A 23083-nucleotide genomic window follows, 5' to 3' on the forward strand; every position below is an offset into this window, starting at 1 on the left:
ACGTCGTCTACGCAATGCTCCGCGACCGCACACCCTACGAAGCCCGGCCACAACTGCGTCTTACCGCTTGACTTCAGCATTAGGCAGCGCTCTCCGTGACGGGCTTCGACGCCTGCTCCGGCGCGGCCTCCTGGGCGGTCTGAGGCTTCACGGATTCCTGCGGTTGCCAGCCCGGCCCCCGGAACAGCCTTCCGCCCCGCTCGCGCCAACTGGTGGCCTTCTTGAGGTCCTTGGCGATCGCCACGTACTCGTGCGTGGCCACCCGCAGCGGGTTGTACGTCGTGATGTTCTTCGTGAGGCCGTAGACGGGGCGGTCCGTCTCCGCGACCCAGGAGCCGAACATCCGGTCCCAGATGATCAGGATGCCGCCGAAGTTGCGGTCCAGGTAGCCGCCCTGCGACGCGTGGTGGACGCGGTGGTGCGAGGGGGTGTTGAAGACGAACTCGAAGGGGCGTGGAAGCTTCCCGATGCGCTCGGTATGAATCCAGAACTGGTAGACGAGGTTCGCCGACGAACAGAACGCGAGCGCCGCCGGATGCACGCCGAGCGCGATCAGCGGAAGGTAGAACGGCCAGACCGTCAGGCTCGTCCAGGGCTGGCGCAGCGCCGTCGTGAGGTTGAACTTGCGGCTGGAGTGGTGCACGACGTGGCAGGCCCACAGGATGCGGATGACGTGGTGCCCGCGGTGCGACCAGTAGTAGAAGAAGTCCTGCGCGAGCAGCATCAGCGGGATCGTCCACCACAGGACGGGGATGTGCAGCGGCGTCAGCGCGTACACCGCCGTGTAGATCGCCACGATGGGGATCTTCCACAAGAAGTCGAAGACGAGGCTGCCGAGCCCCATGGTGACGGAGGTGGCGGCGTCCTTCGTCTCGTACCCGGCTTCGTCCTCGTCCGGATGGATCCGGTGGCTCACGATCTCCACGACGGTGAGCAGCACGAAGGCAGGTATGGACCACAGCACGACATCGGGCAGGTTCGGCGGCATGCGTGCACCGTAGAGGCCGCCGGGCGACCGCCGCTAGACGTAGTTACCGACAAGTATTACCAGCGGTAAAGAAGTGGATGTTGGTGATCCCCGCCAAAAGCGGGCGCTCAAACGCCGAGCGTCTCGTCGCGCGCCGCTTCCGTCGTGCGCCGCTTCCTTCGCGCGGCGCTTCCGTCGTGCGCCGCTTCCGTCGCGCGGGGATCCCCCCACCCCGTACGTCACCAGACGCGTACCGACCCTCCCGGAGCGAACACCGGGCTGGTCGCGCCCGCCGGTGTCTCCTTGAGGGGCTCCTCCAGCTCCTGGACGGTCGGCCCGACCTTCGCCGCGATCGCGTCGAGCCGCTCCAGGTCGAAGCCGTACACGCGGGCGGCGTTGCCGCCGACCATGGCGGCTATCTCGTCCTTGGGCAGGCCCGCGTAGGCGATGCGCAGACCCTCGCGCGAGAAGGGGTGCGTGCCCTCGTCGTGCGGGTAGTCGCTGCCCCACATGATCTTGTCGAGGCCGATCCGCTCCCTCATCCGGGCCTCGTGCGGGCGCATGAAGCTCGCGCCGACGAAGCAGTTCTCGCGCCAGACCTCGGACGGCCCCTTGCCCATCGAGTCGGCGAGGCCCGCGCCGAACTTCGACTCGGCCGTCCCGGAGCTGTCCTTCCGCGACGCCGCCGCGACCAGGCGCCCGTGGTAGTAGTCCAGCATCTCGAGGACGCCCGGGATCCACCCCGAGCCCTGCTCGGTGAGCACGAGCCGCAGGTCGGGATGGCGGCGGAAGGCGCCGCCGAACACCAGGTGCCACAGCGCCCGGTGCGAGAACCACGTCGTCTCCACCATGAAGACGGCCCGCGCGGCCGGCTCCTCCCCCAGCGGCGGAGAGGCCGACCCCGCATGGTGGTTGACCGGCACGCCGAGCTCGGCGCAGGCCGCCCAGATCGGGTCGTACGTCGCCGAGTAGAGCTCGGCGAGCCCGCTGCCCGGCGGCGTCCCGGGCAGCAGAAGACCGCCGTGCAGACCCGCGTCGGCCGCCCAACGGATCTCCTTGACGGCCTCGTCCACGTCGTTCAGGAGGATCTGGAAGACGCCCGCCCTGCGCCCCGGAGCCGCGGCGCAGAAGTCGGCGAGCCAACGGTTGTGGGCCCGCAGGCCCGCCCAGCGCTGCTCGAACTCCTCGCGGGTCGGGGCCGGTGCCATCAAAGAGGCGCTCGGGAAGAAGGGCGGGATGGTGTTCGGGAAGACGACTTCGGCGACGATGCCGTCCGCTTCCAGCTCGGCGACGCGGCGGTCCGAGTTCCAGTTGCGGTCGGCGGTGTCGGCGAGCAGGTCCTCGTACGGATTGACGTACGTGGCCGCCCACGCGTCGAACGCGTCGTGGTGGCGCGACTCCAGGTAGGGCCGGTAGTCGAGGAGATCGGCGCCCGCGTGGCAGTCGGCGGAGATGACGGTGTAGCGCTCTTCGGCCGGATGAGTCGTCATGTCTGGGCCCCCAGTACCGGGAAGTCGTGGTCGGTCAGCCAGTGGCGGCCCACCTCGCGCGAGCGCGCCCAGGAGGCCTCGACGGCGCCCTGGTCGGCGTCTTGGCCGAGGTCGGCCGGGGTGGGGCCGATCCGGCGTGCCAGCGGTGCGAGCCGCTCCGTGTCGAAGCCGAAGACCTCGGCGGCCGCCAGCCCCAGCATCCGGCGGGTCTCCTCCACGGGGATGTCGTGGAAGGTTTTCCGCAGCCACGCGCGCGTGTCGGGCCAGGTCCCCTCGGGGTGCGGGAAGTCGCTGCCCCAGAGGATGTTGTCGACGCCGATCTCGTAGCGCTGGGCGAGTTCGCGGCGCTTGGTGTTGGTCGCGCAGATGAAGATCTGCCGGTCCAGGTACTCGTGCGGGGGCCGTTTGAGCTCCGCGAACGGGGAGAGCTTCTTGCCGCCATGCGCGCCCAGGTAGAGGCGGTCCATGAACCACAGGAGGTTCGGCAGCCACCAGCAGCCGGACTCCGCGACCCCGAACCTCAGCCCCGGGTGCCGCTCGAAGACGCCCGACCAGAGCATGAACCACAGGGGCCTCGCGGGCCACCAGGTCACTTCGGAGACGTAGATCCCCAGATGGTCGCCGTACTCGTGCCGGGGCGCGGCCCCGGAGTGGGTCACCACGGGCATCGCGCACTCGGCCGCCGCCGCCCACACGGGGTCGTAACGCCGGTCGTGGTAGGGCGCCTTGTCGACCCACATGGAGGGGATCATCAGCGCGCCGAGCCCGGACTCCTTGGCCCGGTGGACCTCGGCGACGACCCGGTCGACCTCTCCGGTGATGGGCAACAGGGCGACCCCGCAGTGCCGTTCGGGGTGCTCGGACACGAAGTCGGCGAGCCAGCGGTTGTGCGCCTGGGCGCCCGCCATGCCCAGCTCCGGGTCCTGGTCCCCGGAGAGGCCGAGGCCCACCCCGAAGGGCGCGGCCGTCTGGCTGTCCACGGCGTCCGCGTCGGGGAAGACGACCTCGGCGGCCACCCCGTCGCCGTCGAGCTCCTTGAGGCGCTGCGCGGTCTCCCAGCCGCCGCGCAGGCCCTCCTCGTTGTCCTGGAACCACTTGGCGGCGAACGCGTCGTTGCGGATGCCGAGCCGCGTCGCCTCCGCGCGGCGGGCGTCGCGCTCCCCCAGGAACTGGTCGAAGTCCCGGTGGAAGCGGCTGTCGAGATAGGGCCGGTACTCCTCGGTGGGGAGCCCGGCGTGGCAGTCGGAGGAGATGATCAGGTAGGGGTCCTGGTCGGTCATCACGTGCCCTTCAGTCCAGAATGAAGCTCTCCAGATACGCCGGGTTCGCGCGGTCCAGCATCGACCGCGACCTGGCCTTGATCTGCCGGTCGCTGTGCTCGCTCTCCGGGAGCAGCCAGAAGCGGTCGGCCGCGATGCCCTCCGCCACGAAGTCCGCCACCTGCTCGACGGGCGTGAACTCGACCTCCTTGCCCGCGTCCTTCATGGCGGACTCCCACTGGTCGAGGGAGCGGTAGGGGGTCCTGCGGGGGCGGGACTTGGCATACCGGTCGGGGCGGTTGCGGTGCGACTCCCACAGCCCCGTGCGCAGCATGTGCGGCCCAGGGAACAGCACGGAGGCACCCACGCGCGCGTGCTCCGCCCGCAGATGCGCGTACAGGGACTCCGTCATCGTCACGACGGCCGCCTTGGTGACCGCGTACACGGACGCCGTCGGCAGCGGCGCGATACCGCCGTCACCGGACGAGGTGTTGACGACATGGCCCGGCTCACCGCCCGCGATCATCCGGGGCACGAAGGCCTGGATGCCGTGGAAGACGCCCCACACATTGACCTCGAAGGCCCACTTCCAGTCGTTCGGCTCGTGCTCCCACATGCGGCCCTCGGCGCCCGAGCCGACCCCCGCGTTGTTGCACAGCACATGCACGGCGCCGAACGTGTCGTACGCCGCCTCGGCGAGCGCGAAGACCTGTTCGCGCGAGCCGACGTCGACCACGCGCGCGTGCACGCTCGCCCCGTCCTCGCGCAGCCCGGCGGCCGCCTTCTCCAGGGCGCCCTCCTCGACGTCCGCGAGGACCACCTTCATGCCGTCCGCCGCGAACCGCCGCGCCATCGCGAACCCGATGCCGCTCGCCGCGCCCGTGACGACGGCGACCTGCCCTTCCCGCAGCTCCATCTCAGACGCTCCCCTCGGGCGGGCCGTCCAGGATCTGCTGCGGGTCGTCGTAGCGCTGGTGGATGTAGGGCAGCAGCGCCTGCGCGCTGACGCGCTCGGCCACCCGGCCCTTCTGGTCCGTGGTCTTCTCGCCGATGGTGATCTCGACGACCCGTCGTACGGGCAGGTCGGCGACCGGGTCGTACATCGACTCGCGCAGGACGACGTCCCCGGTGACCCCCTCCAGCCTGCGGACCTTCTCGTTGCGTACGCAGTGCACGAGCACCGGGTCCGCGTCGAAGCCCGAACCGTCCACCGCGGGAAGGAACTTGAAGTAGAAGTCCGTCTTCTGGACCGGCTCCGGAAGCGGCAGGGCGCCGCTGACCGCGCCGCGCACCTCCACGAAGGCGATGCCGTGCCGGGCCAGCGAGGCGCGCACCACCAGGCCGTCGCGCTCCACCTCGACCTCGCCCAGCTTCTTCGGCTCCCCGAAGACCTCACGTCCGCCGATCAGGGCCCGCTCGTGGGTCATCGGCATGACGAGCGGATACCAGCCGGCCACCCCGTCGTGCTCGGCGGCGACGGCCACCGAGCCCGCGCCGAGCGGATAGCCGGGCAGGTCGACCTTGCTGATGTTGGCCCGCACCAGCGGCCGGTCCGTGGGTTTCAGCGGCGGCGGAAGGACGGCCGCCACCGCGTCCGGAGCGCTCTCCCAGACGGCCACCACACCCGTGGACCAGATGTCGGGCAGCTTCGAACTCGCGCTGCGCGCCGCGGCGATCTCCGCCTCGGTGCGCGCTCCATAACGTACGCGTGCCATGTCGTACCACCCTTCGTCAGGACAACAAGAGGTCTTGCGGGCGGTTCTGTAACACAGTTACAACAGGAGGCGTGAAGAGTGAAGAGACGCGTACGCATCCGGACCGGGAACGCGGCCATCTCGACCGGGAACAGGTCCTCGCCGCCGCCGCGGCGCTCGTCAAGCAGCACGGTCCGCAGGCCCTGACGATGCGCAGGCTCGCCGCCGAGCTCGGCACCGCCGTCACCTCGATCTACTGGCACGTCGGCAACCGCGAGTCGCTCCTGGACGCCCTCGTCGAGCGCACCCTCGCCGACCTCGGCGCGATCCACCCCACCGGCCGCACCCCCGACCGGCGCATCGTCTCCGTCGCGCGCGCCCTGCGCCGCCGGCTGCGCGACCACCCGCACCTCATCGCGATGGTCCACGAACGCGGCCTCACCGAGCGGATGTTCCTGCCCGCGCAGCAGGCCTTGGTCCACGAGGTGCACGCGGCGGGCCTGCGCGGCGCTCGTGCCGCCGACGCCGTACGCGCGGTCCAGGTCCACGTCGTCGGCCATCTCCTGGTCGAGCGCAACCGCGAACGCGCGCCCGTTCAGCGGCCCGGCGAGGAGGAACTGTGGAGCGCGCAGACGGCCGAAGAGGACCCGGCGCTCGCCCGCGCGCTCGCCCGACCCGCCGACCACGAGGCGCTGTTCACCCTGTCGGTCAAGGCACTGGTGTCCGGACTTCTCGGCGAGGCGCACGGCCCAGGGACCTGACTGTCAGTCGTGGCCCGTATCCTCATGGACCATGCTCGAAGACCAGACGACCGCAGCGTCCGCAGCCACCTGGCCGGCCGCGTACCCAACGGGGTACGCGGTCGTCGACGTCGAGACCACCGGTCTCGCCCGCGACGACCGCATAGTGTCGGCTGCCGTCTACCGCGTGGACGCGCGGGGCGAGGTGGAGGATCACTGGTACACCCTGGTCAATCCCCAGCGTGACCCCGGGCCCGTCTGGATCCACGGACTCACCAGCGCCCTCCTCGCGGACGCACCGCTCTTCAAGGACATCGCCGAGGAGTTCGCGTCGCGCCTGGCCGACCGGGTCCTGGTCGCGCACAACGCCGTCTTCGACTGGTCGATGATCGCCAGGGAGTACGCACGCGCCGAGCTCACCGCACCCGTGCGCCAGCGCCTGTGCACCATCGCCCTCTCCAAGGAGCTGCGGCTCCCGCTGCCCAACCACAAGCTGGAGTCGCTCGCCGCGCACTTCGGGGTCGAGCAGCGCCAGGCGCACAACGCCCTGGACGACGCGCGCGTGCTCGCCGAGGCCTTCCGGCCCAGCCTCAAGGCCGCCGCCACCGGCGGGGTGCGGCTGCCGCTCCTGGAGTGCCGTCCGCTCACCGAGTGGTCCGACGGCGCGCCCCGGATCGTCCGCCAGCCCACCGGTCCCGGCTCGGCAGGCTCGTCGTACTCCTCGTACGGCCCGTCGAGTTGGCGTCCCTCGCGCAAGCGGCCCGCCTGCCCGTACCCCAACCCAGGTCGGTACGAACCGGGCAAACAGCTCCAACAGGGCATGCGTGTCGCGTTCTCCGGAGACACCTCCGTCGAGCGCGACCTCCTCGAGGACCGCGCGGTCGAGGCCGGGCTGCACATCGCGACGAGCGTGTCACGCCTGACCAGCCTGCTCGTCACGAACGACCCGGACTCGGGCACCTCCAAGACCGTGAAGGCACGGTCCTTCGGCACCCCCGTCGTCGACGAGGCCGCGTTCGGCCAGCTCCTCCAGGACGTCGCTCCGGCGGCGGAGGGCTGAGCCGCCCGCGGGCGTCAGACGGGTGAATTGTCGGCCCGGTGACCGCCTGCTTGCTCGCTTGCGGGCGCCGCGCGTCCCACCCTGTGGCGCATGGCACGTTGCGAGGTCTGCGGAAACGACTACGGCATGTCGTTCGAGGTGCACGCGCAAGGCGCGGTGCACGTCTTCGACTGCTTCTCCTGCGCCATTCACCGCATGGCGCCCATCTGTGAGCACTGCCGCTGCCGGATCATCGGCCAGGGCGTGGAGGCCGACGGGCAGTGGTACTGCGGTGCGCACTGCTCGCGGGCGGAGGGGCAGGTGGGCATCGTCGACAGGGTGTGACCCGGGCCCTCCCCCAGAGCCCCGACGCCCCGCCCCGGCCGCGTTCCGGAGTACCCCACCCCCGTGCACCCCACGACCGAGTTGTACCGTCGTGGGGTGTACCGCTTCCTGTTGTCCCGGCAGTGGGTGATCCTCACCCTCATCGGCCTCGTTCTCATCCCCACGATGATCGAGCTGGGCTTCTGGCAGCTGCACCGCCACGAGCACCGCGTCGCGCAGAACGCGAAGATCTCCAAGGCCCTGGACGCCGATCCGGTCCCCGCCGAGCGGCTCACCTCGCCCGGACACTCCGTGACGGACTCCGAGCGCTACCGCCGGGTGACCGCGCGCGGCACGTACGACACGAAGGACGAGGTCGTCGTGCGGCGCCGCACGAACGCCGACGAGGAGATCGGGTTCCACGTCCTGACCCCGTTCGTCCTCGACGACGGCAAGGTCCTCCTCGTCAACCGTGGCTGGATCCCGGCGAACGGACCGCAGACCGCGTTCCCCAAGATCCCCGCCGCGCCCAAGGGCGAGATCACCGTCACGGGCCGCCTGATGGCCGACGAGACGTCCGCGCAGAGCGGCATCAAGGACGTCCAGGGTCTGCCGGACCGTCAGATCATGCTGATCAGCAGCGGCCAGCAGGCGCACAGCCTCGGCAAGGAAGTGCTCGGCGGCTACGTCGAACTGACCTCGCCCGAGCCCGCCGACGGCTCCCCGCAGCTGATCGGCGAGCCGGAGCACGGCGACATCGGCCCGCACATGGCGTACGCCGTCCAGTGGTGGCTGTTCTGCTCGGGCGTGCCCATCGGCTGGGTGGTCCTGGTGCGCAGGGAGGTGCGGGACCGCCGCGCCGCTGCCGCGGAGGCGGCGCCCGCCACGGAGTCGACGCCGGCCGCCGTCTAGCGGGCCTCGCGTTCCACGGCCGGGACGCGGCAGGATGGGGCCATGGATCTTGGACTGAAGGACCGCGTCTACGTCATCACCGGTGCCACCCGTGGCCTCGGCAACGCCGCCGCGCGAGCGCTGGTCGCGGACGGCGCGAAGGTACTGATCACCGGCCGGGACGAGAAGACCGTCGCCGAGGCGGCGGCCGAGCTCGGCGACAACGCCCGGGGCATCGCGGCGGACAACGCCGATCCGGCCGTCGCGGCACGGCTGATCTCCGCCGCGCGCGAGCATTTCGGCGGCTTCGACGGTGTGCTGATCAGTGTCGGCGGGCCCGCGCCCGGTTTCGCCGCCGACAACACGGACGAGCAGTGGGCGTCGGCCTTCGAGTCCGTGTTCCTCGGGGCGGTACGTCTGGCCCGTTCCGCGGCGGCGGAACTCGGCGAGGGCGGCGTCATCGGCTTCGTCCTCTCCGCCTCCGTGCACGAGCCGATCCCCGGGCTGACCATCTCCAACGGGCTGCGGCCCGGTCTCGCGGGCTTCGCGAAGTCACTCGCCGACGAGGTCGGCCCCCGGGGCATCCGCGTCGTGGGGCTGCTGCCGTCCCGTATCGACACCGACCGGGTGCGACAGCTCGACGGGCTCTCCGCCGACCCCGAGGCGACGCGGGCGGGCCACGAGTCGCGCATCCCGCTGCGGCGTTACGGGACCCCGGAGGAGTTCGGACGCACGGCGGCGTTCTTCCTCTCGCCCGCGGCCTCGTACCTGACGGGCGTCATGCTGCCGGTGGACGGCGGGGCACGGCACGGGTTCTAGCTGCCCGGGCCCTCAACTGACCCGCTCGGCCCGGTGCTTCACCGCCCGCAACTGCACCACCGCGGGCAGCCGGGCCAGCCCCGCCGAATCCCTGGCGTGCGTCAGCGCCTCCGTGGAGAGCCGGTGCAGCGCCTCGCCGGGCGTCGCATGGGGCTCGAGGAGCAGCGACACCCGTGCCTCGGGGGCGTTGCGGCGGCCCGTCAGAAAAACCCCGGCCCGCTGCACGCCCTCCAGCGACTCCGCCTCCCCCACGAGCACACCCTCCAGGGCCCGCCCCCGCAGCAGCGCGCCCTCGCCGTCCCCGGTCTCCACGAGCACCTCGGCCAGCCTGCGCCGCCGCAACTGCGCCACCAGCCACCACAGGGCAAGCAGCAGGAGCACCGCGAGCACGGCGATCACCGTGGGCCAGAACCACCCCTCGTCCCGCCAGCGTGACCGGTCCGCGTCGCTCAGCAGGACGTCACGCTTCCCGTCGTGGACCCACCACGACGGCGGCGACGCCCCGAGCCCGACCGCGAGGACCGAGCCGCCCCCGACCACGAGCACCAGGCCGATCAGGCCGAGCACCACACGGTTGACCGTCTTCAGCATCGCGCTCAGCCTTTCCTGCCGGGCCGTGCCACCCGGACGGTGAGCGCGGGGCCGCGGGCGAGGCCCAGGTCCCGGATGCCGTCGGCCAGCGTGGCGTCCAAGTCGCTTCGTACGTCGTCGAGTTCACGGAAGTGCGAGACCGCGTGGACGTCCACCTTCGAGCGTGTCATGCGGACCCGCACCGACTGCACCCCTGACACGTCCATCGCCCGGTCCCGCAGCACCATCGCGGCGGCGCCCCGGTGCAGCCCCGCCCGTACGTCCACGTCCCCGCGCCGCATGGCCAGGACCGCCCGGAGCCCGGGGGTCGCGGCGAGCACGAGCAGCCAGATCCCGGCGGCCGCGGCGACCCCGGCGCCGATGAGGACCGCCGTGTCGTCCAGGGGACGCTCGCCGAGTTCGCGGGAGAGGTCGCGCCGCCAGCCCATGGCGGAGTGCCCGGCCCGCACCGCGGTGATGTCGTACAGCAAGAGCCCCGCGCCGCCGAGGACCAGCAGGGCGAGGACGGCGGCGGGCACGCGCCGCGGTGACCAGAAGCGGGTCGCCTTCGTCTCGTCGGCCAGGGTGGGCGGCGGGTCGTAGGCCGCCGCGGAGGCCGACTGGTCGAGTTCGCTCTCGGCGCGTTCGACGACGGGCAGCGGCTGCGTGCCGCCACCGCCGCCCGCCCTGTGAGACCCCTGAGCCTCGCTCATCGCGTCCTCCCCTGCGCCGCGGCCCGCACGTGTGCCGAGTGCAGCCGCTCGACCTGGACCGCGACCTCGGGCACTTCCATCCCCGCCAACGCCTTTACCCGCTGGGCGACTTGGCGACGCACCGCGCCGCACTGCCCGCCGATGTCCGAGGGGTAGTCCAGCTCGACGCTGACCCGGACGCGGGCGACGTCATGGCGCACGGTGACGGTCGCGTGCGGCGGCGAGCAGTCCGCGGGCAACTCCGTGAGGGCCTCGCGTGCCGCCTGCGCCGCGATCTTCGCGACGACCCGGTCGGCGATCAGGGTCGCGCCGCGCTCCCCGGGCCCGACCTGTGCCGCCACCGCTCACCGCCGCCGGTCGTCGCCACGGGTACGGAAGAAGTCGCCGAGCTCCAGGTCCCCCTCGAGGAACCGGCCCGCGACAAACCCTATGGCGCCCAACGCGGCCACCAGCAAGAACGCCCCGAACCCGCCGAAGTACCCGGCGAAGCCGAGCGCCATTCCGGCCACCATGCCGATCACGGCCATGCTCATCGTGCGCTCCTTAGCAAGACGCGGCTTGGGTGGGGCAGGTCCCGTACACGGACGCGTACGGGGATGTCACTGAAGGCGGCCTTGCGGCTCATCGTCTTCCTCGTCCGGGAGCTTCACATCGCTCACCGCGATGTTGACCTCGACGACCTCGAGGCCGGTCATGCGCTCGACGGCCCCGATGACGTTCTCCCGGACGTCGCGCGCGACGTCCGCGATCGACACCCCGTACTCGACGACGATCTCCAGGTCGAGTGCCGTCTGCACCTCTCCGACTTCGGCCTTCACGCCGCGCGACACGGACTTGGAGCCCGAGCCGCCGGGCACCCGGTCGCGTACGGCCCCGAAGGTCCTGGCGAGTCCGCCGCCCATCGCGTGCACGCCGTCGACGTCCCGGGCGGCGAGCCCGGCGATCTTCTCGACCACGCCGTCCGCGATGGTGGTGCGCCCCCGGGTGGCGGGGTCGCCGCCGCCCCTCTTGGTCGTGCCGCTCTTCCCCGCCTCGTCGGTGGACTCCTTCGCGAGGGTTCCCTGGGGCAGGTTCCGCTGTCCGGTGTCGGTCATCGCCGTCCGTCCCTTTCGAAAGGGGATCTACTCCTTCGCCCACACTAAGTGCGGTTACGTCCGCGCGCGCCAGGGATGGGGCAGGCTGGGGCAATGACGGGTGACGGATGGACCGAGGCGGTACGGCGGCAGCTGGGCCTGGGGCGGGTTCTCCCCCTGGGCGGTCCGGGTGACGGCTCCTGGCTGACCGAGGCGTGCGCGGACGGGGTACTGCGCCATGCGGCGGAGGGGGTGAGCGGCGTACGGCTGGGAACTCTGCGGCTCGCGCTCGCCGATCCGTCGCGGGCGGCCGATCCCGCCGTGCCCGCGCCGCCGAGCGCGCTGCCGCCGGGGCCGCTGCGGATCTCGGCGGAGTTCGCGGCCGAGCCGAACGAGCCGCTTCCCGCGGTGGCGGACCGGCTCCGGACGGCGCTGTTCACGGCGGCCGGGGAGCGGCTCGGCCTGGTGGTCGCGGAGGTGGACCTCAGCGTGACGACGCTGCTCGACGCGGGGCAGGCGCCCGTGGCCGTACCGGCGGACCCGGGGAGCACCCAGGCCCCGCCGGACGGGGCGCAAGCGGCGACGGGCGGCGGGGACGAGGCCCGCGTGGCGAGCGCCGCCCTCGAGGTGCCGGGTGTGCGGCGGCTGACCGGCGCCCTCGGCGGCTTCGGACGCGCGGTCCACCTCGCCGAGGCCGTGAGCGATCGGGCGGCGGACGCCGCTCTGCCGCGTCGCCACGCGCGCGTGGAACTGGCGACGGACCGCGAACACCGCGCCCTTGACGTGGCGCTCGCGGTCCGCGCGGTGGTCGGTGACGCCCTGACGGACCACCCGTCGGTGGCGGTCCTGATCACGGCGGTCGAGGAGTGAGCCGCGGCCGGGAGCGCCTACTCGCCGAGCCCCGCCAGATCCCGCAGGCGGCGCCCCTGCGCGGCACGCTCGGCGGTGCGCTGCTCCTCGTACGTACGACCGGCGGCGCCCTGTAGGAGCGCCTTGGTCTCGATGACGGCGTCGCGCGGCGCGGTGAGCAGCGCGGCCGCCAGGTCGCTCACGGACGCGTCGAGCTGGTCGGCGGGCACGACGAGGTTGGCCAGGCCCACGCGCTCGGCCTCGGGGGCGTGGACGAACCGCCCGGTGGCGCAGATCTCCAGCGCGCGGGCGTAGCCGACAAGCCCCACGAGGGGGTGCGTGCCGGTGAGGTCGGGCACCAGGCCCAGGCTGGTCTCGCGCATGGCGAACTGCACGTCGTCCGCGGCGATCCGCAGGTCACAGGCGAGCGCGAGCTGGAAGCCCGCACCGATGGCATGCCCCTGGACGGCAGCGATGGACACGATGTCGCTGCGCCGCCACCAGGTGAACGCCTCCTGGTATTCGGCGATGGTCGCGTCGAGGACGTCGTCGTCGCCGCGCGCCAGGTCGATGAAGGACGGCTCACCGTCGAAGCCCTCGGGCGTGAACGCCTGTCGGTCGAGGCCCGCGGAGAAGGACTTGCCCTCACCGCGGAGCACGACGACACGGACACTGCCCGGCAACATCCGGCCTGCCTCGGCCAACGCCCTCCACAGCGCGGGAGATTGGGCGTTGCGCTTGGCCGGGTTGGCCAGCGTCACCGTGGCGACGGCCTCGTCGACAGTCAGGCGTACGCCGTCCTTGTCGAGTACCGGTGCGGATCCGCCGAGTTCACTGCCGGGCGAAACCATGGGAGCCTCCGATGGTGGTGTGCAGTCGGTGCGGACGCGCGGACGCGCCCGTAAGTGACTGCACAGTAACCACCCGGTCGACCGTGCATACCCCCAGGTCCCTTTAAGGGCTCTGCAGGACGATCGACCGGGTGGCCACCGTCGAAGCCGGTGAACCGCCCGCAGCCGTCAGCCGGCTGCGGCCTTCTTGCCTCGCGTCGCCCCGCCGCGTCCCCGCAGCGTGACTCCGGACTCGCTGAGCATGCGGTGCACGAAGCCGTACGAACGGCCGGTCTCCTCGGCCAACGCCCGGATGCTCGCACCGCCGTCGTACTTCTTCTTCAGGTCTGCCGCGAGCTTGTCGCGCGCGGCGCCGGTTACCCGGCTGCCCTTCTTCAGAGTCTCGGCCACCCGTGCCTCCTCATGGGAAGTGCGCTCTGGACTTCTCATGATCACCCCTCCCGGGCTTCCTGGCCACCCATTCGGCAAGGTCCGTACGACGAGGTTTCCCGCCGGGGAAGGCGACACCACGAGCGGAATGAACGATTCCGCGTACGGAATTCCGCGCCGCCGAATGGGTTGTGGACCGAAGTGCCAGGTCAGCGCGGTGGCGGGCGAAGACCTTGTCCGATGCCCTGCCCGCCGCGGAAATCCGTGTATCCCACACTTCGGTACGAGGAGACCTCACACAGATGAAGGATCACGGCTCGGCCGAATGATCCATACGCTGTGGATCAGTTATTCGATCAACCAATGTGGACGCCCCGCGGGGCGTCGACGGATCAGGCGAGCGCGACCAGATCCGCGTAGTCCTGGCCCCACAGGTCCTCGATGCCGTCGGGCAGCAGGATGATCCGCTCCGGCTGGAGCGCGTCCACCGCGCCCTCGTCGTGCGTGACGAGGACGACCGCGCCCTTGTAGGTGCGCAGGGCGCCGAGGATCTCCTCGCGGCTCGCCGGGTCGAGGTTGTTCGTGGGCTCGTCGAGAAGCAGCACGTTGGCGGAGGAGACCACCAGGGTGGCGAGCGCCAGACGGGTCTTCTCGCCGCCGGACAGGACGCCCGCGGGCTTGTCGACGTCGTCGCCGGAGAAGAGGAACGAACCGAGCGTCTTGCGCACCGACACGAGGTCGAGGTCGGGGGCGGCCGAGCGCATGTTCTCCAGGACCGTGCGCTCGGGGTCCAGGGTCTCGTGCTCCTGGGCGTAGTAGCCGAGCTTGAGGCCGTGGCCCTCGATGACCTGCCCGGTGTCGGGCTTCTCGGCGCCGCCGAGGAGCCGCAGGAGCGTGGTCTTGCCCGCGCCGTTGAGGCCCAGGATGACCACGCGCGAGCCCTTGTCGATGGCGAGGTCGACGTCCGTGAAGATCTCCAGGGAGCCGTACGACTTCGAGAGGCCCTCGGCCATCAGCGGGGTCTTGCCGCAGGGCGAGGGGTCGGGGAAGCGCAGCTTGGCGACCTTGTCGCTCTGGCGCACCTCCTCCAGGCCCGCGAGGAGCTTGTCGGCGCGCTTGGCCATGTTCTGCGCGGCGACGGTCTTGGTGGCCTTGGCGCGCATCTTGTCGGCCTGCGAGTGGAGGGTCGCGGCCTTCTTCTCGGCGTTCTGGCGCTCGCGCTTGCGGCGCTTCTCGTCGGACTCGCGCTGCTGCTGGTAGAGCTTCCAGCCCATGTTGTAGACGTCGATCTGGGCGCGGTTGGCGTCCAGGTAGAAGACCTTGTTCACGACCGTCTCGACCAGGTCGACGTCGTGGGAGATCACGATGAAGCCGCCGCGGTAGGACTTGAGGTAGTCCCTGAGCCAGACGATGGAGTCGGCGTCGAGGTGGTTCGTCGGCTCGTCCAGGAGCAGGGTGTCGGCGTCCGAGAAGAGGATGCGGGCCAGCTCGACGCGGCGGCGCTGACCACCGGAGAGCGTGTGCAGGGGCTGGCCGAGCACGCGGTCGGGGAGGCTGAGCGCGGCGGCGATGGTGGCGGCCTCGGCCTCGGCGGCGTACCCGCCCTTGGTGAGGAACTCCGTCTCCTGGCGCTCGTACTGCTTCATCGCCTTGTCGCGCGTGCCGCCGGTGCCGGTGGCGATGCGCTGTTCGTTCTCGCGCATCTTGCGGATGAGGGTGTCGAGGCCGCGGGCGGAGAGGATGCGGTCGCGGGCGAGCACGTCCAGGTCTCCGGTGCGCGGGTCCTGCGGGAGGTAGCCGACCTCGCCGGAGCGGCTGATCGTGCCGCCGGCCGGGATGCCCTCACCGGCGAGGCACTTGGTGAGCGTGGTCTTGCCCGCTCCGTTGCGTCCCACCAGGCCGATGCGGTCGCCCTTGGCGATACGGAAGGTGGCGTTCTCGATGAGGATGCGGGCGCCGGCGCGCAGCTCGATGCCGGAAGCGGTGATCACGGACAGACTCCTGGGCAGGGGTGGGTATGGACGGCGGAAGGACTGAAGGCGATCACGCCGTCTAATGCACGAGGAGAATGGCCATGCGGCCAATTCTAACGGGGCGGTGCAACAGCTTTTTCTGCCCGGGTTCGTACGTCGTCCGAGGCGCCGCCCGGCAGTTCGTTGCCCAGGGGCGTGCGCCGGGGCACGATCCGGCCGAGGTCGTCCACGGCGATCAGCTGGGAGGTCCATGCTGTCGCGGCGTCGTCGCAGGGCTGGGCGATGATCAGGGCCTTCCCGCGGCGGACGGAGCGGGCGGGCTCGAAGGCGCAGCCGCCGTGCGCGGGCAGCACCCAGCGCAGGTCACCGTCCGCGCTGCGGTAGGCGGCGATGCGCTGCGGGGTGACGACGGCGAGCATGCGGCCGCGGGGGTCGAGCGGCTGGAGGACTCCGGCGGCGCCCCGGGCGGCGGGAGAGCGCAGCCAGGACGCGCTGCCGGGGATGGCGCGGTGCCAGCGCACGGCGCTGCCGTCGGCGCGCGCGGTGTCGGTGACCATGCCGTCGCTCCAGAGCGCGACGGCGTGCCCGGGGACGGGAAGCAGCGCGAGCGGACGTTCTCCCGCGCGGCTGTAGGTCCAGCGGGGGCGTCCGGTCGCCGGGTCGTACGCCTGGACGGCGCGGCCCTTGGTGCGGAGCGCGGGGGCCGGTGCGCCGCCGTCCACGCGCGCGTGGACGGTGAGGTGGTCTCCGTAAGGGGCGGGCCGCGAGTGGTGGGCCGCGGTGATGAGCGGCAGGGCCAGCAGGGCGAGGACCACCGGCAGGGCGAGGCGGGAGCCGCGGCGGGCGGGCACCGGTCTCGCGGGCCCCGGTCCGGACACCTCGAACGGCACTACGGACACGACGCCCCCCTCTTCGGCACATCTGCCGCTCTTCGGCACATCCGCCGGTACCTCTGCCCATGGGACAGGCGCAGAGCGTAGCGGCGGTGTCACCGCGCGGCCCCGGGCGACGGCCGCGACACGGCGCACCGGGCGGCGAGGGTCCCCCGTTCGGACCTCCGTCCGGCGCCGCGCGGACAGGCGCATACCAGGATGAAGACGCCGACATCTCGGCACAGGGCGGCGCGACGCCGTCCCGGATGCGAGGCAGAGGGTGGTGCGCCCATGCAGTTCGACGACGACGCCGGTCTGGACACGTCCGAGGTACAGGACGTGCGGGGCAGCCGGGTCCCCGGCGGCAAGGCGACGGTCGGCGGCGGCATCGCGGGGCTGATCGCGCTGCTCCTCGGGCTGTTCTTCGGGGTCGGCCCCGACCAGCTCGGCCTGTCCTCCGGCGACGAGGAGCCCGCCGCCACCTCCTCGTCCCTCGCGCAGGTGCAGCAGAGCTGCCGTACGGGGGAGGACGCGAACACCAAGGACGACTGCCGCATGGTCGCGGTGGTCAACAGCGTCCAGGACTACTGGCGCCCCGAGTTCCGGCGCAGGGAGGGGACCTACTCCCCCGCGTCCACCGTCCTTTACACCAGCCGGGTGGGCACGGCCTGTGGCGCCGCGTCGTCGGCGGTCGGCCCGTTCTACTGCCCCGGCGACCGGAAGGTCTATCTGGACCTGGGCTTCTTCGACGAGCTGCGGACCAAGTTCGGCTCCAGCGGCGGCCCGTTCGCGCAGGCGTACGTCGTGGCGCACGAGTACGGGCACCACGTGCAGAACCTGATGGGGACGCTGCGGCGCTCCCAGGACGGGCGCACCGGGCAGAACAGCAACGCCGTGAAGGTGGAGCTGCAGGCCGACTGCTACGCGGGCGTCTGGGCGCGGCACGCGACCCGTACCCCCGACGACAAGACGGGCAAATCGCTGATCACCAGCCTCACCGACGCGGACATCCGCGACGGCCTGGACGCGGCGGCCGCCGTGGGCGACGACCGCATCCAGGAGAAGTTCCAGGGCCGGGTCACCCCCGAGTCCTGGACGCACGGCTCGGCCGAGCAGCGCCAGCAGTGGTTCTACCAGGGCTACCGGACCGGCGACATGGCGCAGTGCGACACCTTCCGGTGAGCCGCGGGCCCGGGTCTCAGGAGCCGCCGGTGTGCACCTGGAAGGCCGCCCGGCGCACGGCCTTGGCGAGCGCGGGGTCGGGGTGGGCGGCGGCCAGCGCGACCAGGACCTGGACCGTGCGGGGGTGGCCGATGCGGCGCACCTCGTCCAGGAGCGCGGGCACCGTGGGCTGCTCCGCGGACTCCAGATGGCGTACGAGGAGGTGGGTCTCCCCGTGGTCGGCGACGGCCGCGGCGGTGTCGACCCACAGCCACGTCGACTCCTCCCGCGTCAGGACGAGGTGGACGTCCTCGGGGTCGGCGCCCTCCTGTTCGGCGAGCCAGATCAGGGCGTAGGGCCGCAGCGGGGTCTCGTCCACGACGGCCCGCACCTCCGCCTCGGCCGGGGCGCCGACCACCCGCAGGGCCTCGAAGGCGAGACCGCGCAGGAGGGCGTCCTCGCCGCGGGCGGCGTCCAGGAGCTCGGCGACGGCGCTGCCGACGGGCCGGGCCGCGAGCCACGCGCGGTACTCGGAGCGGGCCGCGTTCGGGCGCAGGCGGGCGCAGCCGCGGAGCATGTCCTCGGCGGACTGCTCGATGTTGCCCGCCGGGCTCTGCGCGGCCACGCAGATCTGCTCCAGCTTGACCCAGACCGCCCAGCTGCCGAGCGGCGTGAGCGTGGCCTGACCGTCGGCGTACGTCAGCGCGCCGACGGCGGCCAGGCCGCGCAGCGCCCAGTCCAGAAGGGTGGCCAGGGCCGGGGTCTCGGCCGGGTCGACCGGCTCGGGCTGCGGGCCGTAGGGGATCTCGCAGCGTTCCGTGCGCAGTTCGGTCACGCGCTGGTCGAGGAGGTCGAGGAGCTGCGCGACGGGCACGGGGCCCGCGGAGAGCTGCAGCAGGGTGAGGAGTTGCGGCATGGCCTCGACGGTCTCGGCCACGGTGGCGGGCGGCAGCTCGCGCGATGCCGCGTGCGTGAGCGACCAGGCGTCGAAGAGGGCGACCCAGCCGCGCAGCACCGCGGCGTCGTCACGGTCCCAGGCGCGCAGCCGCCAGCCGGGGCGCGCGCTGTCGCCGTGCACCTCGATGAGGCCGGCGAGGCGTGCGGTGTCCCAGTCGGCGCGCACCTGATCCGGGGTCAGTGCCAGCTCGGCGGCGGCGCGTTCGGCGGTGGCCGCGGAGAGGGTGCCTTTGCCGTCGGGCGTCGGCCCGCCGCGGCCGGGCCCCGGGCGCAGGGACGCGTCGGCCCAGCGCGCGACCCGCACGGCGTCGGCGAGGCGCTTGCGTGCCATCCGGGCCAGCTCGCCGGGGGCGGGTGTGCCCTCGGGTGGCCGGGGCGCGGGACGGCGCGCGCGCTGCTGCGTCATTGCGCCGGGGGCGGTCAGGGGCCGCGCTGTGCCCCGCTCCACCCCCGCTCGCCTCTCGGCCCTGGGGGTCTGAGCGCGGACGAGTCGGAGCCTTGAGTCGCGCGGGATACGGGACGTCACGGGAGCAGTCTTCCTGTTGACGGTCCGAAAACCCAAACGGAATGCTTGCGCAAGGCTGCGGGGCGCTGCCTGAGGGGGCTTTCGCGCGCTACATGAGGGGCGTGAGGAAGCGTCGCAGCGCCTCTTCGTAGCCCGCGGGGTCGGCGTTCCACATGGCGCCGTGGGGCGCATCCGGAACGGTGTGGAGCGTGACCAGTTCCGGTCGCCTCTCGGCCAGTTGACGGGAGAGCCCCCAGGGGGCGATCACGTCGTCGGGGCCGTGGAAGAGGAGCGTGGGGACCTTGAGCACCTCGGGGTCGGCGGCCTCCAGGATGCGGTCGCCGCGCAGGCCCGTGCGGCCCTGGGCGGCGCGCACCGCGAGCGGCAGGAGGGGGCCGGGCGTGCGGCGGGCCGCGGCGAGCGCGCGCAGGGTGGTCTCCCAGTTCAGGACCGGGGAGTCGAGGACGAGTCCGCTGATCCGGTCGCGCAGGGCGGAGTACGCGGCGGCGTGCAGGGCCATGGCGCCGCCGGTGGACCAGCCGTGCAGGATCACGTTCCGGGCTCCGTTGCGCACGGCGTAGCGGATGGCGGCGTCCAGGTCGCGCCACTCGGTCTCGCCGAGGTGACCGAGGCCGTCCGGGGAGCGGGGTGCGCCGAGGTCGCCCCGGTAGGCGAGGTCGAGCACCGGGAACTGCTGGTGGTGCAGGAAGTCCATGACGACCATGGGGTGCTCGCGGGTGGTGCCAAGGCCGTGCACGGTGATCACCCAGGTGTCCCGGACGCCCGGCACGAACCAGGCGGGCAGCCCGCCGAGTTCGCCGGGGATGTCGACGTCCGCGTGGTCGATGTCCAGGGCGGCGTGCGGGTCTCCGATGTGGACCTGCGGGGTGAGCCAGACCTTCGCCCCGGGTTCCAGGGAGCCGTGCGTGACGCGCTCGAGGCGGCGTACGACGGTGTCCGCCGCGTGCGGCGCGGCGTCCAGGACCGGGCCGATCACGGCATGGCTGCCGTTGCCGCCGAGGCCGTACGTGCCGGGGCGCAGGCTCGCCAGGGCACGGGTCAGGGTGATCTGGCCGGCGGCCGTGGAGTGGACCGTGAGGCGGGGCTCGGTGGGCAGCGGCCGGCCGGCCGGTGCCTTCAGGGCCGCGTTGCTGGCGAACCGGCCCGCGGCGACGGCGGCTGCGCCGCCCATGAGGGCGGTGGTGACGGCGGTGACGGCCGTTGCCGTCGCTTTGGCTTGGCGCACCTGCCCAGTGTCCGGCCCTGGCCCGGCTTGGGCCAGTGGGCGGGGGCCGCGGGGTGATGTCAGTTGGTCCGCGGAGCCTCGCGGCGATCCGTCACCGTTGCCTCGCGGCGATTGGTCACCGCTGGCCGTAGCCCCGCAGCCTGTCCTCCACTTCCCTCAGCTGTCCCGTGGACAGGAGGGTCGGGGCGTGGCCCGGGACGGAGCTCGCCGTGAGCCAGAGGCGGGACATCCACTCGAGCTGCGCCGTGCGGTCGTACGCCTGGTTCAGGGTGTCTCCGTAGGTGACGGTCCCGTGGTTCTGGAGCAGGCAGCCCGAGCGGTCCCTGAGGGCCCGGAGCATGTTCTCGGCCAACTCGTCCGAACCGTAGGGCGCGTACCGGGCGACGCGGACCGGGCCGCCGAGGGCGGCCGTCATGTAGTGGATGGGCGGGAGCTCCGGGACCAGGGTGGAGACGGCGGTGGCGTGCACCGCGTGGGTGTGGACCACGGCTCCGGCGTCCGTGGTGCGGTAGACGGCGAGGTGCATCGGCAGTTCGCTGGTCGGGACGAGGTCGCCGAAGAGCTGGTTGCCGTCCGTGTCGACACCGATGGCGTCGCGCGGGGTCAGGCGGTCGTACGGCACGCCGCTCGGGGTGACCAGGATCGTGCCGCCGACGCGTACGGAGACGTTGCCCGACGTGCCCACGACCAGGCCGTCCGTCACCGTCCTGCGGGCCGTCGCCACCAGCTCGTCCCAGGTCCGCTCGACCGCGTCCCGCCGGTCTTCCCCCCGCGCTTCCCGCTTGGCCCGCTCGTTCCGCTCGGCCCGCTCGTCCCGCTGCTCCGTCATGCCGTGATCCTGCCAGGTGATCAGAATCTCCTCGACGGCTCGGCGAGCCAGTTGAAGAGCTTCTCCCGTGGGTAGCCGGGTACCTCGGGAAGCCCTGATTCCGGGCCTCGTGGCGCCGCTCCGGGCGATCTTCGGCAGGGCTCCGGAAGAACCGGAGCGGCGGTGCCTCGTATTGGGTCACCGCACGGCCCGACCCAGTTCACTTTCCGTTCACTCAGCTTGCCTACGTTCCACTTGCCACTGACGTCCAACAGAAGCCTGGGTAAATGGAACACATCACGCTTCTCCTCGGGATCGTGATCGTTACCGCTCTCGTGTTCGACTTCACGAACGGTTTCCACGACACGGCCAACGCGATGGCGACCACCATCTCGACTGGCGCTCTCAAGCCCAAGACGGCGGTGGCCATGTCCGCCGTGCTGAATCTCGTCGGCGCCTTCCTCTCCGTCGAGGTCGCCAAGACGATCTCCGGAGGGATCGTCAACGAGGACGGACTGAAGACAGAGGTGATCTTCGCGGCGCTCGTCGGCGCGATCCTCTGGAATCTGCTGACCTGGCTGGTGGGCCTGCCCTCCAGTTCCTCCCACGCACTCTTCGGCGGCCTCATCGGCGCCGCGGTCATGTCGATGGGCTGGTCGTCGATCGACGGCGGCACCGTCGTCACCAAGATCCTGCTCCCCGCGATCGCCGCGCCCCTCGTCGCCGGTCTCGCCGCGACGCTGGCCACGCGCCTGACGTACCGCATCGGGCGCAACACCGAGACCAAGGCCACCGCCAAGGGCTACCGCGTGGGCCAGATCGCCTCCGCCGGCCTCGTCTCGCTGGCCCACGGCACGAACGACGCGCAGAAGACCATGGGCATCATCACGCTCGCCCTGGTCACCGGCGGTGTCCTGAACCCGGGCGCCAACCCCCCGATGTGGGTCATCGTCTCGGCCGGTGTCGCCATCGCGCTCGGCACCTACCTCGGCGGCTGGCGCATCATCCGCACCATGGGCAAGGGCCTCACGGACCTCCAGCCGCAGCAGGGCTTCGCCGCCCAGACCAGCGCCGCGACGGTCATCCTGGCCTCCTCGCACCTGGGCTTCTCGCTCTCCACCACCCAGTCCTGCTCCGGCGCCGTGATGGGCGCGGGCCTCGGCCGCAAGGGCGGCGTCGTCCGCTGGTCGACGGCGACCCGCATGTTCGTCGCCTGGGGCCTCACGCTGCCGGCCGCCGGTCTGGTCGGCGCGGGCGCGGAGTTCCTCACCAAGCAGGGCCCCTGGGGTGTCGCGGTGACCGCCGCGCTCCTCGTCGCCGGCTCGGCCGTGATCTGGATGCTGTCCCGGCGCAACGCCGTCGACCACACGAACGTCGCCGACGACGAGATCGGCGGCTCCTCCGCCGACGAGCCCGCCGGCGTCGTGACCACCGCGATCGCCGCCGTCACCCCGCCGCCCACCGGCTCCGCGGTGACGAGCCCCGACGTCGACCTCGTCAAGGCCACCATCGCGGCCCCGACCGGCACCGTGGCGGACCCCGCCCGGCCCGCCACGGTATAAGGACAAGTCAGCATGGACATCGACTGGGCAGCTCTCGGCTCCGTCTTCGGAGTCAGCCTCGCGGTGACGGTGGCCCTGGTGGGCCTGTTCACCCTCGGCATCGTCGGCCTCTCCAAGCACGAGGCGGCCACCTCCGGCGCCTCATCGACCACGGGCGGCGGCGCCGCGGCGGCCCGCACGGGCGCGTACGTCTGCTTCGCACTCTGCGCGGCGGCCGTGGCGTACGGGATCTATCTGATCGTCGCCTGACGACCGGGCTTCTGGGTGGGGTGGGGGGGGGGGGGGGATCGCGACAACCCCCCACCCGCAACCGCGGGCACACCCACAACAACAAAACACCGAACGCAGCGG

At 72.1% G+C, this 23083-nt stretch carries 26 protein-coding genes; 9 read left to right on the forward strand and 17 right to left on the reverse strand.

The window, feature by feature from the left end; genetic code table 11:
• Nucleotides 1-79: 79 nt before the first annotated feature.
• The 5 genes from ACWFRU_RS35715 to ACWFRU_RS35735 all read right to left on the reverse strand — a co-directional run bounded on the left by ACWFRU_RS35715 (nucleotide 80) and on the right by ACWFRU_RS35735 (nucleotide 5431).
• Nucleotides 80-988: a sterol desaturase family protein gene (locus tag ACWFRU_RS35715; protein WP_453692261.1), complete on the reverse strand. Its 909-nt coding sequence runs from the start codon at nucleotides 986-988 to the stop codon at nucleotides 80-82.
• A 218-nt stretch (nucleotides 989-1206) separates the two neighbouring features.
• Entirely contained in the window at nucleotides 1207-2457 is a 1251-nt protein-coding gene (locus ACWFRU_RS35720) for an amidohydrolase family protein (protein WP_453692262.1), read from the reverse strand.
• On the reverse strand, nucleotides 2454-3737 hold the full coding sequence (locus ACWFRU_RS35725; RefSeq protein WP_453692263.1) for an amidohydrolase family protein: 1284 nt from the start codon (nucleotides 3735-3737) through the stop codon (nucleotides 2454-2456). The genes ACWFRU_RS35720 and ACWFRU_RS35725 overlap by 4 nt, the downstream gene beginning before the upstream one ends.
• A 10-nt stretch (nucleotides 3738-3747) precedes the next feature.
• A complete protein-coding gene (locus ACWFRU_RS35730; RefSeq protein WP_453692264.1) occupies nucleotides 3748-4632 on the reverse strand; it encodes an SDR family NAD(P)-dependent oxidoreductase in 885 nt (294 codons plus the stop codon).
• Nucleotide 4633: 1 nt separating this feature from the next.
• Nucleotides 4634-5431: an acetoacetate decarboxylase family protein gene (locus ACWFRU_RS35735; RefSeq protein ID WP_453692265.1), complete on the reverse strand. Its 798-nt coding sequence runs from the start codon at nucleotides 5429-5431 to the stop codon at nucleotides 4634-4636.
• A gap of 71 nt (nucleotides 5432-5502) precedes the next feature.
• Here ACWFRU_RS35735 and ACWFRU_RS35740 point away from each other — a divergent pair, with 71 nt between their 5' ends.
• The 5 genes from ACWFRU_RS35740 (at nucleotide 5503) to ACWFRU_RS35760 (ending at nucleotide 9223) form a co-directional block, all read left to right on the forward strand.
• The gene (locus ACWFRU_RS35740) at nucleotides 5503-6171 is read left to right on the forward strand and encodes a TetR/AcrR family transcriptional regulator (RefSeq protein ID WP_453692266.1); all 669 of its coding nucleotides are present in this window, start codon (nucleotides 5503-5505) and stop codon (nucleotides 6169-6171) included.
• Nucleotides 6172-6202: 31 nt separating this feature from the next.
• Nucleotides 6203-7210 (forward strand): DEDDh family exonuclease, encoded by a 1008-nt coding sequence (locus tag ACWFRU_RS35745; protein ID WP_453692267.1) that lies wholly within the window; start codon nucleotides 6203-6205, stop codon nucleotides 7208-7210.
• A 90-nt stretch (nucleotides 7211-7300) separates the two neighbouring features.
• Nucleotides 7301-7534, forward strand: a complete 234-nt coding sequence (locus ACWFRU_RS35750; protein ID WP_135331724.1) for a hypothetical protein — start codon at nucleotides 7301-7303, stop codon at nucleotides 7532-7534.
• Between the two features lie 96 nt (nucleotides 7535-7630).
• A complete protein-coding gene (locus ACWFRU_RS35755; RefSeq protein WP_453692356.1) occupies nucleotides 7631-8425 on the forward strand; it encodes an SURF1 family cytochrome oxidase biogenesis protein in 795 nt (264 codons plus the stop codon).
• Nucleotides 8426-8467: 42 nt separating this feature from the next.
• The gene (locus ACWFRU_RS35760; protein ID WP_453692268.1) at nucleotides 8468-9223 is read left to right on the forward strand and encodes an SDR family oxidoreductase; all 756 of its coding nucleotides are present in this window, start codon (nucleotides 8468-8470) and stop codon (nucleotides 9221-9223) included.
• A gap of 12 nt (nucleotides 9224-9235) precedes the next feature.
• On the opposite strand, the gene amaP is transcribed toward ACWFRU_RS35760, so the two are convergent.
• The 5 genes from amaP to ACWFRU_RS35785 form a co-directional block, all read right to left on the reverse strand.
• Nucleotides 9236-9814: an alkaline shock response membrane anchor protein AmaP gene (gene amaP / locus ACWFRU_RS35765; protein WP_453692269.1), complete on the reverse strand. Its 579-nt coding sequence runs from the start codon at nucleotides 9812-9814 to the stop codon at nucleotides 9236-9238.
• Nucleotides 9815-9819: 5 nt separating this feature from the next.
• Nucleotides 9820-10506 carry a DUF6286 domain-containing protein gene (locus ACWFRU_RS35770; RefSeq protein WP_453692270.1) on the reverse strand — a complete coding sequence of 229 codons (687 nt, stop codon included), beginning with the start codon at nucleotides 10504-10506 and terminating at the stop codon, nucleotides 9820-9822.
• A complete protein-coding gene (locus ACWFRU_RS35775) occupies nucleotides 10503-10847 on the reverse strand; it encodes a hypothetical protein (RefSeq protein ID WP_453692271.1) in 345 nt (114 codons plus the stop codon). Before ACWFRU_RS35775 ends, ACWFRU_RS35770 begins: the two co-directional genes overlap by 4 nt.
• A gap of 3 nt (nucleotides 10848-10850) precedes the next feature.
• Complete coding sequence (locus ACWFRU_RS35780; RefSeq protein ID WP_249590721.1) at nucleotides 10851-11039, reverse strand: hypothetical protein; 189 nt, start codon at nucleotides 11037-11039, stop codon at nucleotides 10851-10853.
• 66 nt (nucleotides 11040-11105) lie between these two features.
• Nucleotides 11106-11600, reverse strand: coding sequence for an Asp23/Gls24 family envelope stress response protein (locus ACWFRU_RS35785; RefSeq protein WP_363207948.1), 495 nt, complete (start codon nucleotides 11598-11600; stop codon nucleotides 11106-11108).
• A 93-nt stretch (nucleotides 11601-11693) separates the two neighbouring features.
• Here ACWFRU_RS35785 and ACWFRU_RS35790 point away from each other — a divergent pair, with 93 nt between their 5' ends.
• A complete protein-coding gene (locus ACWFRU_RS35790) occupies nucleotides 11694-12449 on the forward strand; it encodes a nucleopolyhedrovirus P10 family protein (RefSeq protein ID WP_453692272.1) in 756 nt (251 codons plus the stop codon).
• A 17-nt stretch (nucleotides 12450-12466) separates the two neighbouring features.
• Here the strand turns inward: ACWFRU_RS35790 and ACWFRU_RS35795 are convergent, their stop codons facing one another.
• The 4 genes from ACWFRU_RS35795 to ACWFRU_RS35810 all read right to left on the reverse strand — a co-directional run bounded on the left by ACWFRU_RS35795 (nucleotide 12467) and on the right by ACWFRU_RS35810 (nucleotide 16520).
• Complete coding sequence (locus ACWFRU_RS35795) at nucleotides 12467-13279, reverse strand: enoyl-CoA hydratase/isomerase family protein (protein ID WP_453692273.1); 813 nt, start codon at nucleotides 13277-13279, stop codon at nucleotides 12467-12469.
• A 168-nt stretch (nucleotides 13280-13447) separates the two neighbouring features.
• A complete protein-coding gene (locus ACWFRU_RS35800; RefSeq protein WP_055550175.1) occupies nucleotides 13448-13669 on the reverse strand; it encodes a helix-turn-helix domain-containing protein in 222 nt (73 codons plus the stop codon).
• Nucleotides 13670-14040: 371 nt separating this feature from the next.
• Nucleotides 14041-15639, reverse strand: coding sequence for an ABC-F family ATP-binding cassette domain-containing protein (locus ACWFRU_RS35805; protein WP_365827083.1), 1599 nt, complete (start codon nucleotides 15637-15639; stop codon nucleotides 14041-14043).
• Between the two features lie 95 nt (nucleotides 15640-15734).
• Nucleotides 15735-16520, reverse strand: a complete 786-nt coding sequence (locus ACWFRU_RS35810) for a hypothetical protein (protein ID WP_453692274.1) — start codon at nucleotides 16518-16520, stop codon at nucleotides 15735-15737.
• A gap of 264 nt (nucleotides 16521-16784) precedes the next feature.
• Here ACWFRU_RS35810 and ypfJ point away from each other — a divergent pair, with 264 nt between their 5' ends.
• Nucleotides 16785-17675: a KPN_02809 family neutral zinc metallopeptidase gene (gene ypfJ / locus ACWFRU_RS35815; RefSeq protein WP_453692275.1), complete on the forward strand. Its 891-nt coding sequence runs from the start codon at nucleotides 16785-16787 to the stop codon at nucleotides 17673-17675.
• A gap of 16 nt (nucleotides 17676-17691) precedes the next feature.
• Here ypfJ and ACWFRU_RS35820 read toward each other — a convergent pair whose 3' ends face one another.
• From ACWFRU_RS35820 to ACWFRU_RS35830, 3 genes are all read right to left on the reverse strand, one after another.
• The gene (locus ACWFRU_RS35820; RefSeq protein ID WP_453692276.1) at nucleotides 17692-19137 is read right to left on the reverse strand and encodes a hypothetical protein; all 1446 of its coding nucleotides are present in this window, start codon (nucleotides 19135-19137) and stop codon (nucleotides 17692-17694) included.
• 88 nt (nucleotides 19138-19225) lie between these two features.
• The gene (locus ACWFRU_RS35825) at nucleotides 19226-20362 is read right to left on the reverse strand and encodes an alpha/beta hydrolase (protein WP_453692277.1); all 1137 of its coding nucleotides are present in this window, start codon (nucleotides 20360-20362) and stop codon (nucleotides 19226-19228) included.
• A 115-nt stretch (nucleotides 20363-20477) separates the two neighbouring features.
• The gene (locus tag ACWFRU_RS35830; protein ID WP_453692278.1) at nucleotides 20478-21191 is read right to left on the reverse strand and encodes a class II aldolase/adducin family protein; all 714 of its coding nucleotides are present in this window, start codon (nucleotides 21189-21191) and stop codon (nucleotides 20478-20480) included.
• 266 nt (nucleotides 21192-21457) lie between these two features.
• On the opposite strand from ACWFRU_RS35830, the gene ACWFRU_RS35835 reads away from it, so the two are divergent.
• On the forward strand, nucleotides 21458-22732 hold the full coding sequence (locus tag ACWFRU_RS35835) for an anion permease (RefSeq protein WP_453692279.1): 1275 nt from the start codon (nucleotides 21458-21460) through the stop codon (nucleotides 22730-22732).
• Nucleotides 22733-22744: 12 nt separating this feature from the next.
• Nucleotides 22745-22981, forward strand: coding sequence for a hypothetical protein (locus tag ACWFRU_RS35840; protein WP_453692280.1), 237 nt, complete (start codon nucleotides 22745-22747; stop codon nucleotides 22979-22981).
• Nucleotides 22982-23083: the final 102 nt, after the last annotated feature.

The sequence above is a fragment of the Streptomyces sp. NPDC055099 genome (assembly GCF_053607685.1).

What these genes read in the sequence shown, in the direction of transcription:
- ACWFRU_RS35715 (WP_453692261.1), bottom strand. Translation starts at nt 988, where the DNA reads ATGCCGCCGAACCTGCCCGATGTCGTGCTGTGGTCCATACCTGCCTTC.
- ACWFRU_RS35720 (WP_453692262.1), bottom strand. Translation starts at nt 2,457, where the DNA reads ATGACGACTCATCCGGCCGAAGAGCGCTACACCGTCATCTCCGCCGAC.
- ACWFRU_RS35725 (WP_453692263.1), bottom strand. Translation starts at nt 3,737, where the DNA reads ATGACCGACCAGGACCCCTACCTGATCATCTCCTCCGACTGCCACGCC.
- ACWFRU_RS35730 (WP_453692264.1), bottom strand. Translation starts at nt 4,632, where the DNA reads ATGGAGCTGCGGGAAGGGCAGGTCGCCGTCGTCACGGGCGCGGCGAGC.
- ACWFRU_RS35735 (WP_453692265.1), bottom strand. Translation starts at nt 5,431, where the DNA reads ATGGCACGCGTACGTTATGGAGCGCGCACCGAGGCGGAGATCGCCGCG.
- ACWFRU_RS35745 (WP_453692267.1), top strand. Translation starts at nt 6,203, where the DNA reads ATGCTCGAAGACCAGACGACCGCAGCGTCCGCAGCCACCTGGCCGGCC.
- ACWFRU_RS35750 (WP_135331724.1), top strand. Translation starts at nt 7,301, where the DNA reads ATGGCACGTTGCGAGGTCTGCGGAAACGACTACGGCATGTCGTTCGAG.
- ACWFRU_RS35760 (WP_453692268.1), top strand. Translation starts at nt 8,468, where the DNA reads ATGGATCTTGGACTGAAGGACCGCGTCTACGTCATCACCGGTGCCACC.
- amaP (WP_453692269.1), bottom strand. Translation starts at nt 9,814, where the DNA reads ATGCTGAAGACGGTCAACCGTGTGGTGCTCGGCCTGATCGGCCTGGTG.
- ACWFRU_RS35770 (WP_453692270.1), bottom strand. Translation starts at nt 10,506, where the DNA reads ATGAGCGAGGCTCAGGGGTCTCACAGGGCGGGCGGCGGTGGCGGCACG.
- ACWFRU_RS35780 (WP_249590721.1), bottom strand. Translation starts at nt 11,039, where the DNA reads ATGAGCATGGCCGTGATCGGCATGGTGGCCGGAATGGCGCTCGGCTTC.
- ACWFRU_RS35785 (WP_363207948.1), bottom strand. Translation starts at nt 11,600, where the DNA reads ATGACCGACACCGGACAGCGGAACCTGCCCCAGGGAACCCTCGCGAAG.
- ACWFRU_RS35790 (WP_453692272.1), top strand. Translation starts at nt 11,694, where the DNA reads ATGACGGGTGACGGATGGACCGAGGCGGTACGGCGGCAGCTGGGCCTG.
- ACWFRU_RS35795 (WP_453692273.1), bottom strand. Translation starts at nt 13,279, where the DNA reads ATGGTTTCGCCCGGCAGTGAACTCGGCGGATCCGCACCGGTACTCGAC.
- ypfJ (WP_453692275.1), top strand. Translation starts at nt 16,785, where the DNA reads ATGCAGTTCGACGACGACGCCGGTCTGGACACGTCCGAGGTACAGGAC.
- ACWFRU_RS35830 (WP_453692278.1), bottom strand. Translation starts at nt 21,191, where the DNA reads ATGACGGAGCAGCGGGACGAGCGGGCCGAGCGGAACGAGCGGGCCAAG.
- ACWFRU_RS35835 (WP_453692279.1), top strand. Translation starts at nt 21,458, where the DNA reads ATGGAACACATCACGCTTCTCCTCGGGATCGTGATCGTTACCGCTCTC.
- ACWFRU_RS35840 (WP_453692280.1), top strand. Translation starts at nt 22,745, where the DNA reads ATGGACATCGACTGGGCAGCTCTCGGCTCCGTCTTCGGAGTCAGCCTC.